Consider the following 9,083-nt stretch of genomic DNA (forward strand, 5'->3'; position numbering starts at 1 on the left):
AAACGGAGGCGAAATTGAATGCATTTAAAAGAATGGACTATGGAAGAGCAGGAACAGTTAATTCATTTTATCACTACAAATACGTGGCCTTTCCACGGCAACTCCGATCCCGGTCGCCATCTGATTGAAAAAACAATTGAAGAAGGCGGATATGGGTCGGATGAAGTGAAAACATTCTGGGTAGAAAATGAAAACGAGGAAAAAGTGGGCATTGTGAAGATATACGATTTACAAGATACCATTCCGTTATTCGATTTACGAATAGCGGATATGTCGAGAGGGCACGGCTACGGACCCAAAGCACTAAGGCTTGTAGCAGAATATGTATTTAATTTATTTGGCAATAAAATACGTCTCGAAGGTCACACAAGGCAGGATAACTTAGCGATGCGAAAAACGTTTGAACGGGCAGGTTTTGTTAAAGAAGCGCATCTTCGGAAAGCTTGGTTTTCACCAAAAGAGAATTCCTATTACGATGCAGTGACCTATGGTATAACACGTGAAGACTTTATGGCGGGGACGACGACTCCTGTCATTTGGGAAGATGGTGAGAAGTCAAGGAAGCCTGTAAGGACTCCGTTTATACCAAGCTTTTCGGATTCATTCGAATCGGACCGGTTAGTTATTCGTGCTCCAAAACTTGATGATGCAATGGATGCCTGGAACGCAATACGAGATTCCTTACCGGCGCTTCGCAAGTGGATGCCGTGGGCGCAACCGGAACCTGAGCTGCATATGACAGAGGAGAGCTTACGAAAAGCAATTGCAAATTTCATCACGCGTGTTGACCTGCGCTTTCATATATACGAAAAAGAGACTGGCAAATTCGTTGGTTCCTCAGGGCTTCATCGAATTGATTGGTCGATTCCAAAGTTTGAAATCGGTTACTGGTTGGCTACGGAATTTGAGGGTAGAGGCTATATGACCGAAGCTGTGAAATCTATTGAGCAATTTGCATTCGAACAACTGGGGGCCCGCAGAATAGAAATACGCTGTGACGAAGAAAACATGAAAAGTCGGAGCGTCGCTGAACGTGCTGGGTTTACGCTTGAAGGGATATTAAACCAAGATTCCTTATCACCGGATGGTAATGTTTTACGAAATACATGCATCTATGCGAAAATAGACTAATGAAAAGCGTAAGTAGCCGTTTGGCCCCGAAAAGCGCTGGAGGTCTTACTGATAAAGGCGTTCTTTGCCTTTAACAGTAAGACTGAAGCGACTCGAGGGGCTGGCGCCTGTAGCTAGACTAATGAAAAGCGAAAGGCGCCGTTTAGACGCGACCGGCATAAGTCGGGAAGGATTAGCGGCGCCCTTTGCCGCTCAGGCTTCCAGGCTTATCACCCGAGCGTCTGGCGCCTGCAGCTAGACAAGAAAAGCGTAAGTAGCCGTCTCGCTACCAAAGTTTGAAAGAGTGCATTAGAAAGGGATGCCGACTTGAGTCGACATCCCTTTCGTTACACGCTCCGTTTTCCAGTAATGAGGTTGAAGATAAATACAACAACCGCAATTACAAGAAGAATATGAATTAGTCCTCCACCAATTTTAAAAACTAGACCTAATAACCAAAATACGAATAGTGCTACAATGATTAACCATAAAATTCGACCCAAGTGCCTCACCCCTTTACTGTATGTATTCTAAATTTACCCCCTCTGCAGATTTGTTAAACACAGAGTTTAGGAGACAGGAGTAATTCGGATTGAGTACGGGCATACATAACGGAGGCGTTACAGTTGGCAACACCGGGTATGGAAGACTATCTAGAACAGATTTATTTGCATATTGAAGCGAAAGGCGTTGCGCGTGTATCTGACGTTGCAGAATCATTGGCAGTTCTTCCTTCTTCCGTAACAAAAATGGCACAGCGTCTAGATAAAGAAGGGTATATTGTCTATGAACGTTACAAAGGTCTTGAGTTGACGGACAAAGGATCTGAATTCGGAAAAAGACTTGTACGGCGTCATGATCTTTTGGAACAGTTTCTCCGCATTATCGGGGTTGACGAGGTAAACATTTATGGGGACGTAGAAGGAATTGAACATCATCTTAGCTGGAATGCGATGGATCGAATAACAAATCTTGTTGAAGCGATGGGACAAGATGATGAGTTTGTTAGAAAGCTACGAGTAATGGATTTTGAGAAAGAGGTTGATAAGTAATGGAAGAACTTAAATCGGGTTATAAAGCAGAATTGGTAGTATTGGAGCAAGATGGTTCGAGGTGGGTATTGGATGGAGATGGCGATCATATTATGATGAACACATCCGATGCGGATGAGGACATTCAAGTAGGTGATAAAGTTAACGTCTTTCTTTATACAAACAGACGTGGAGAACTTTCAGCGACCATGCAAATTCCACACATGACAGCTGACACTTTTGGGTGGGCACGTGTAATAAGAGTAGATGAACATGAAGGGGTCTACGTGGATATCGGCTCCTCTATCGAAGTGCTAGTTAATAAAAATGACATGCCAAAAGTGCGGGCGCTATGGCCAAAAACGGATGATGCGCTGTATATGACACTTCGTATGGATTTGGGCGGTACGATTTTTGGACGACTTGCAACGGAAGAACGCGTATTGGAACAAATTGTCGAAGCACCTTCATCCCTGTTCAATATGGATATAAAAGCTAGAGCGTACCGTCTGTTGCCAGTAGGGTCATTCATGCTTAGTGTTCCGGAAAATTACCGTATCTTCATTCACAATACGGAACAGGAACGAGAACCCCGTCTCGGCCAGGAAATGAAAGTACGTATAATCGGTGTCCGTGAAGATGGAACATTGAATGGGTCAATGCTCCCGCGTAAAGAGGAGCGTTTAGGAGACGACGCTGAAACAATTCTACGTTACTTAGACAAAGCCAATGGGCGCATGTCGTTTACTGATAAGTCAACACCGGATGAGATTAAAGAAGTGTTCAATATGAGCAAAGCATCATTCAAGCGTGCGCTCGGTAAACTCATGAAAGAGGGCAGAATTGAACAAAGTGAAGGGAAGACATTATTGAAATAACACCGAAGCAAGGGAACTTTTTTGACCCCGAATCGTATTTATCTTTATTCAGCAGAAGACTCTCACCTCCATAGGTGGGAGATGAATGCGGTTTTATTTTCCTGTTCAGCGGGTGTCCAAACGCCCGCTGAACAAAGATAAAGCCTCTGGCGGATGTCACGGATTTTGAAAGGAGTTAATCGAGCAAGCTCGATTCAAAATCTGGACGCAATTACGCCGAGGCGTAATTGATTCATGTAAAGAAGGGGGAATGTTCATTGAAACGTCTACTAACAACAATGATTGCAGCCGTATTAGTTATCGGAATTCTGGGACCGGCAACTGTAAGTGCGGAAGAACCGGTTATTAATGAGAAACTGGGTGTACCAATTGTCGTATATGGTGCGAACTTATCCGATGCAGAAAAAGAAAGTGTTAAAGAAAGTTTAGGCGTTGCAAAAGAAGCGGAAGTTGAAGAAATCACCGTTGACGGCAGTGACCTTGTGAAATATATTAAAGATGGAAATAGTCAGGCAAGAATGTATTCTTCAGCTAAAATTACGAGGCAAGAAGAAGGCAAAGGACTCGTCATCAGTATTGTTACTGAAGATAACATTACACAAGTAACATCAGAAATATACGCTACAGCAATGCTAACAGCGGGTATTGAAGATGCAATTGTTGAAGTGGCATCACCCAAAAAAGTGACGGGTCACTCAGCGCTTGTTGGTATATACAAAGCTTATGAAGTAACTGGCGAGAAGCTCGATACGGAGCGGACGGATGTTGCTAACGATGAATTGAATCTTGCGACGAAATTTGCAAAAGAAACTGGAGTCGAGAGTGATAAAGTTGCCGAACTTCTAACGGATATTAAGAAACAAATTGCAGAGAAAAATCCTGCGACTAAGGAAGAAGTCGAAAGGATTGTGGCTGAACAGCTGGAGAAATACAATATCGAGTTAAGCGAAGCTGACCGTCAATTGCTAATTGACTTAATGGATAGGATAAGAAGTCTAGATATCGACTTTAATAAGATTTCTGAGCAACTTTCCGATATGTCAACTAAGATTAAAGATACAATAGGTGACATCGATCCAGGATTCTGGGATAAAGTGAAAGAGTTTTTCGCGAATCTGATCGAATCTGTTCAATCGTGGTTTAAGTAAACATGTTCCGAATTGTGGTGAAATTTCAGTGATTTAAATTTATGGAAAAGGAGCAATTTAAATGGAATTCGAATTTGTGGAATTAGGTGGGGACGCATTCGCGTTCCGTCATGAAGAAGATGGAAAGATACTAGCCGAAATTACGTGGACTATTCTTGGTGACGTCATGGTAATGGACCACACTTTCGTTTCCCCAGATTTACGTGGCCAAGGGGTTGCAAAAAAAATACTCGATCGCGCAGCTGATTACGCCCGTGAACAAGAACTGAAAATGGAGCCTGTTTGTTCATACGTTGTAACTGCGTTTGAACGTTATAAAGACTACGACGACCTCAAAGTATAATGTGAACATATAAAAGGCAATCCATTTAGTTATAGTAACTACGGATTGCCTTTTATATTTTACCTAATGAAATTTGGTTCATTCGTATCCCTCACAGTAATGTAATGAAGTACAAAATACTCGTTAAAACTGAAGCACCGGCGATCGTATACATCATGTCGGCTTGACTGAAAATTAGTTTTTTCTCCATTTGTAACGTCCCCTCTCGTCAAAAAGTATAAATGGTGAATACCTATTTATTACCCTTTAAGACAAGAGTCAAACATATTAAACAGATAATGCGTGGGAGATGAAACTTATTCCCATGTAAAACGTATAGACATATACATAGCTATAAAGGAGGGTGTATTTCGTGAAACGCACAGTAGAAAAAGTATTATCGATTATTAGTGCAGTTCTAACAGTGTTAGGAGTTATTCTAAGCTTTGCGATACTGGCATTCTTGAATTTTATCAAGTCAGATCCTACGTTCCAGGATGAATTCCGAACGGAGATATTATTATTTGATCCTACGCTTAATCCTGCAGACATTGAGATTTTCCTTACAGCCTTTAATTTCTTGGGTGGTTTTATGTGGTTAATCATTATTGCCTTGATTATAAGTCTCGTTTTGATAGTTATCGGGGTCGTAAATATTTGGAATAACAAAAATCCAAAACTGGCTGGAATACTATTTATCATTGCCGGGGTGTTGGGAGGATTTTTAAACATTACTTCAATACTTCTCTATATTGCCGGAATTCTATGTTTCATAAAGAAACCGCCATTAACTCAAGAACCCCATTTTGTAGATGATCAGTATAACGGAAAGATGAGACCTTTATAATGAAAAAAACGCTTTCCTCCGTTTGGAGGAAAGCGTTTTTTTACTAAACAAGTACAGGCTGGCGAATACAATAGACATACTGCGCAGTTTCAACAGGATACCCTTCAAAATGCTCTTCGAAGACATCAATTAGTTGGAAGCCTTGTTTTTCACAAAAGGCGCGTCCGATAGCGTTGCGCCCATCTATATAGACGAACAGCTGTTGCGCGTCAGAAAGTAACGATAACATGTAATCGAATAGCCGTTTTCCATATCCATTGTGTTGATGAGAAGGTAAAATGTACATATCGGTCAATTCGGAATCACCATCTTCATCTTTTTTCGTGAAGTTTGCGAAGCCGATTGGAACACCTTTGTGTTCTGCTACCACTACATATGTTTTCTCCATACGCTTCATTATCATCGCATCCGAATAAGAGCGATGGATAAATGATTTTTGAACATCTTTGGGAATGGTCCCATTGTACATTTCGCTCCAAGTGTGGAGTACAATTTGTTGAACGTGCATACTATCCTTAGCTGTCATCAGTCGGATCATCGCACTGTCACCTCTGCATTTCTTTTTGTCATTATACCAAATAACAGAGTCAATAACTACCGATGTAATCAAATTGAAATATATGGGAGTGAGATTGATATGGAATGGATTTACAGAGAGTTTGAGAAATTAAGCGGTCGTGAAGTATACGAAATGTTGAAGTTGAGAGTTGATGTATTCATTGTTGAACAGGACTGTGCGTATCATGAAGTAGATGGTCACGATTACAAAGCAATTCATGTATTTTGCTTAGATGAAGGAGGAATCGCTGCATATGCGCGGCTTCTTCCGTCGAATGTGAAGTATCCAGAACCCTCAGTTGGACGCGTAATAGTCAGACAAGACAAAAGAGGGTCAGGGCTTGCGCATGAGCTCATGGAAAAGTGCCTTAATTACATTACAGACGAATGGAGTCCAGAAAAAATCCGTCTACAAGCACAGTCCCATCTTGCAAGCTTTTACGGAAAACATGGATTTGAAGCCGTTTCTAAGCCTTATGACGATGGAGGAATTCCACATATAGATATGATTTTATATATTGGTGATGAATGATAGTTTCTAAATGGGAAGATGAGGGTATACTCACTACATAACGCATCTTTATTATATTTGGGAGGAATGATTTGAATGGCTCGTAAAAAAAATAACAATTTACTACTTGCAACGATTGCAGCTGGTGCATATGCTTACTTCAGTAAAAAGGAAAACAGAGATAAGGCACAAGTTGCTTTCGGAAATATGAAGACAAAAGTTGATTCCTTTATTGAATCACAAAAGTTAAACCGCTCTTCTGACACAAAAGTTGGTCATTCGGATCCGTACGATCTTCAAGATAATAAAATGGTCAGTGAAGGTGCTCAAACAAGTGTCCATTATTATAACCAAGAAGTTGAAGACGACGTGAAGATGACGGCTGAAACAGACGGACTATATCACAAAAAAGAATCAGATCAACCAATAACGGAACAATCCAATAAATAGTATTGACGGATGGTACCAAAGGCACTTCCCAATAAGGGAGTGCTTTTTTTCGAATATATCAGATACAACTAACAATTGAACAACGAGGTGAAAAAATGAATACGGCAACGGAAAGTCAACACCAAACAAAGTATGAAATGCAAATTGATAAAAAGGGAAAAAGGAATACAAACAGAGAAGTAGAAAACTTTTTCCGCTTAGAAGAAAAGTTATTAAACCATCTAGTCCGTTCTGAAAAAAAAGAAGCACAGCAAGTAGTAAAAGTAGTTCTGAATTATGTTACAGCCCGTACTAAGACCAACAAATATGATGCTGTAAAATATTACCTAATCACACTATCCTCGATGGTGGCAAGAAAGTTAGAGTGTACATCTCACTCTGCTAGTAAGGCGATAGATTTCAATTTAGAGTGTTTCATGTTGATAGCTGGTAAATTAAATGAAAAAAATACTGTTGAACTGGCATATGAATTGATTGAGTATTATATACATGTATTTTCGAAGAGAAAACAGCCAGTACTGATGCATAGTACAGTGAATAATGTCATCAAGTACATTAATGAGAACGTGGAAAAGTCTATGACTGTTGAGGAATTTGCGAAAAAGTACAGCATTAGTACGAGCCATTTATCTCGCATATTTAGAGAACATACTGGTATTACTCTAGTGGAGTACATAGCTATTCGCAAGGTCGAAGAATCTCAATACAATCTTCGTTTTTCTGAAGAGAAAATTTCTTGTATATCCGACAAATTTCACTTTTGCAATCAAAGTTATTTTACCCGTATGTTTAAAAAATACACGGGTCAAACGCCCAGACGGTTCCGAAGTAGTTTGGCGGGGGAGTATTTTCATTATAGTCTACCTATACAAGAAACTGATTCTTTAAAGGTCAAACATTGTAATTGATTGTGCTATTAGGGTATAATTTCAGTAGTTTGAAATAGTGAAGGTGAGTTTATTGAAGAAGAAGATTGGGTTACTAACGATGTTACTGACTACTGCCATATTTCTAAGCGGATGTGCGGCCATCGAGAACAAAGAAGGTACATTTTATAATCTTTTTGTTAAACCAATGGATTGGTCACTTAGTTTCTTCAGTGACTTCTTCAATGGGAGTTACGGTCTAGCGATTATCCTAATTACAGTATTAATACGAGTCATCCTTATGCCACTTATGTTGAAAAACTATAAGGCACAACAGAACATGAAGATAAAAATGGATGCACTTCGTCCTGAGATGGAAGACATTCAGAAACGTTTGAAAGAAGCGAAAGAAAAAGAACTAAAAGATGAGCAAATGAAGCTTCAGCAAGAAATGATGGGGCTTTATTCGAAACATGGCGTTAACCCGCTTAACATGGGTTGTCTTCCATTGATTATTCAGATGCCTGTCATCATGGGTCTCTACTTTGCTATCCTGAATTCCCCTGAAGTACAATCACACACGTTCCTTTGGTTCAATCTTGGGGAACCTGACATGATCATGATGGTACTTGCGGGTGCAGTCTACTTCGTTCAAGCACGTGTTTCACTCTGGACGATGCCTGAAACGCAGCAGAAACAGATGAAAGCGTTCATTTACTTGTCGCCAATCATGATTATGTTCATTTCGTTTCAAGCGATGGCGGCATTACCCCTTTACTGGGCTGTTGGCGGACTTCTCCTTATCTTCCAAACGTATTTGGGGCGCAAGTTCTACTATAAGCATCCTGAGGTCGTAGTAGAAGGTGCTGAAGAAGTTATTATTGAAGCAAAAGAAAAAGAAGAAGTTAAAGAAATAGAGTTAGATAAAAAAGAAGATAAATGAGAGTAGGCTGAAGAGAAATCTTCGGTCTTTTTTTTGGAGGTATATACATGCAAGCAAAATGGTTGTTTGGAATCGGAATAGGGGCGGCTGCAATAGCCTCTATCTATTACATTATCAAACTGAATTTATACTTTGCTGTCCTATCGATGCTCGCACTATTTTCATTGACGAATGGAGCTCGTTCATTATCATTTCGTGACCAGGGTATGACGCGTGAGTCGAAATGGATGTTATGGATGTCACTCTTTTTTGGAACAGCATTTATTGTGGGACTCGTTGTTATTATTGTTGCTTGAAAAAGACGTACACTGGGAACTGAAATTTTGTTGTGACCCCCTAAAGTTAGAGTTTTATATTATGCAGCTAATTGGCTGGTATGCAGACGGTATTGAACCGGACTCATGCCAGCTAATTTTTTC

At 40.2% G+C, this 9,083-nt stretch carries 13 protein-coding genes; 11 read left to right on the top strand and 2 right to left on the bottom strand.

Features of this window, described 5'->3' with window-relative positions:
• Positions 1–18 precede the first annotated feature (18 nt).
• Positions 19–1,131, top strand: a complete 1,113-nt coding sequence (locus AC1TO4_RS15680; RefSeq protein ID WP_482106106.1) for a GNAT family N-acetyltransferase — start codon at positions 19–21, stop codon at positions 1,129–1,131.
• 326 nt (positions 1,132–1,457) lie between these two features.
• On the opposite strand, the gene AC1TO4_RS15685 is transcribed toward AC1TO4_RS15680, so the two are convergent.
• On the bottom strand, positions 1,458–1,604 hold the full coding sequence (locus AC1TO4_RS15685; protein WP_482101765.1) for a lmo0937 family membrane protein: 147 nt from the start codon (positions 1,602–1,604) through the stop codon (positions 1,458–1,460).
• A 132-nt stretch (positions 1,605–1,736) separates the two neighbouring features.
• On the opposite strand from AC1TO4_RS15685, the gene mntR reads away from it, so the two are divergent.
• The 5 genes from mntR (at position 1,737) to AC1TO4_RS15710 (ending at position 5,336) form a co-directional block, all read left to right on the top strand.
• On the top strand, positions 1,737–2,162 hold the full coding sequence (gene mntR / locus AC1TO4_RS15690) for a transcriptional regulator MntR (RefSeq protein WP_482101454.1): 426 nt from the start codon (positions 1,737–1,739) through the stop codon (positions 2,160–2,162).
• Positions 2,162–3,019, top strand: coding sequence for a CvfB family protein (locus AC1TO4_RS15695; protein ID WP_482106107.1), 858 nt, complete (start codon positions 2,162–2,164; stop codon positions 3,017–3,019). Before mntR ends, AC1TO4_RS15695 begins: the two co-directional genes overlap by 1 nt.
• Before the next feature lie 278 nt (positions 3,020–3,297).
• Positions 3,298–4,167: a DUF1002 domain-containing protein gene (locus tag AC1TO4_RS15700; protein WP_482106116.1), complete on the top strand. Its 870-nt coding sequence runs from the start codon at positions 3,298–3,300 to the stop codon at positions 4,165–4,167.
• A gap of 61 nt (positions 4,168–4,228) precedes the next feature.
• The gene (locus tag AC1TO4_RS15705) at positions 4,229–4,510 is read left to right on the top strand and encodes a GNAT family N-acetyltransferase (protein ID WP_482101451.1); all 282 of its coding nucleotides are present in this window, start codon (positions 4,229–4,231) and stop codon (positions 4,508–4,510) included.
• A 352-nt stretch (positions 4,511–4,862) separates the two neighbouring features.
• Positions 4,863–5,336: a DUF4064 domain-containing protein gene (locus AC1TO4_RS15710; RefSeq protein ID WP_482106108.1), complete on the top strand. Its 474-nt coding sequence runs from the start codon at positions 4,863–4,865 to the stop codon at positions 5,334–5,336.
• A gap of 43 nt (positions 5,337–5,379) precedes the next feature.
• Here the strand turns inward: AC1TO4_RS15710 and AC1TO4_RS15715 are convergent, their stop codons facing one another.
• On the bottom strand, positions 5,380–5,874 hold the full coding sequence (locus AC1TO4_RS15715; RefSeq protein WP_482106109.1) for an N-acetyltransferase family protein: 495 nt from the start codon (positions 5,872–5,874) through the stop codon (positions 5,380–5,382).
• A gap of 99 nt (positions 5,875–5,973) precedes the next feature.
• Here AC1TO4_RS15715 and AC1TO4_RS15720 point away from each other — a divergent pair, with 99 nt between their 5' ends.
• From AC1TO4_RS15720 to AC1TO4_RS15740, 5 genes are all read left to right on the top strand, one after another.
• Positions 5,974–6,426, top strand: coding sequence for a GNAT family N-acetyltransferase (locus tag AC1TO4_RS15720; RefSeq protein ID WP_482106110.1), 453 nt, complete (start codon positions 5,974–5,976; stop codon positions 6,424–6,426).
• 75 nt (positions 6,427–6,501) lie between these two features.
• Positions 6,502–6,855 carry a hypothetical protein gene (locus AC1TO4_RS15725; protein WP_482106111.1) on the top strand — a complete coding sequence of 118 codons (354 nt, stop codon included), beginning with the start codon at positions 6,502–6,504 and terminating at the stop codon, positions 6,853–6,855.
• Positions 6,856–6,950: 95 nt separating this feature from the next.
• Positions 6,951–7,763 (top strand): helix-turn-helix domain-containing protein, encoded by an 813-nt coding sequence (locus AC1TO4_RS15730; protein WP_482106112.1) that lies wholly within the window; start codon positions 6,951–6,953, stop codon positions 7,761–7,763.
• Positions 7,764–7,815: 52 nt separating this feature from the next.
• A complete protein-coding gene (yidC, locus tag AC1TO4_RS15735; RefSeq protein WP_482106113.1) occupies positions 7,816–8,664 on the top strand; it encodes a membrane protein insertase YidC in 849 nt (282 codons plus the stop codon).
• Positions 8,665–8,711: 47 nt separating this feature from the next.
• Complete coding sequence (locus AC1TO4_RS15740; RefSeq protein WP_482101444.1) at positions 8,712–8,960, top strand: hypothetical protein; 249 nt, start codon at positions 8,712–8,714, stop codon at positions 8,958–8,960.
• The last annotated feature ends 123 nt before the right edge of the window (positions 8,961–9,083 follow it).

Source organism: Sporosarcina sp. Y838 (genome assembly GCF_056786515.1).

Bases quoted from the DNA above. Each gene is read 5' to 3' on its own strand.
- AC1TO4_RS15680 (WP_482106106.1), top strand. From the start codon at position 19: ATGCATTTAAAAGAATGGACTATGGAAGAGCAGGAACAGTTAATTCAT.
- AC1TO4_RS15695 (WP_482106107.1), top strand. From the start codon at position 2,162: ATGGAAGAACTTAAATCGGGTTATAAAGCAGAATTGGTAGTATTGGAG.
- AC1TO4_RS15700 (WP_482106116.1), top strand. From the start codon at position 3,298: ATGATTGCAGCCGTATTAGTTATCGGAATTCTGGGACCGGCAACTGTA.
- AC1TO4_RS15705 (WP_482101451.1), top strand. From the start codon at position 4,229: ATGGAATTCGAATTTGTGGAATTAGGTGGGGACGCATTCGCGTTCCGT.
- AC1TO4_RS15715 (WP_482106109.1), bottom strand. From the start codon at position 5,874: ATGATCCGACTGATGACAGCTAAGGATAGTATGCACGTTCAACAAATT.
- AC1TO4_RS15720 (WP_482106110.1), top strand. From the start codon at position 5,974: ATGGAATGGATTTACAGAGAGTTTGAGAAATTAAGCGGTCGTGAAGTA.
- AC1TO4_RS15725 (WP_482106111.1), top strand. From the start codon at position 6,502: ATGGCTCGTAAAAAAAATAACAATTTACTACTTGCAACGATTGCAGCT.
- AC1TO4_RS15730 (WP_482106112.1), top strand. From the start codon at position 6,951: ATGAATACGGCAACGGAAAGTCAACACCAAACAAAGTATGAAATGCAA.
- AC1TO4_RS15740 (WP_482101444.1), top strand. From the start codon at position 8,712: ATGCAAGCAAAATGGTTGTTTGGAATCGGAATAGGGGCGGCTGCAATA.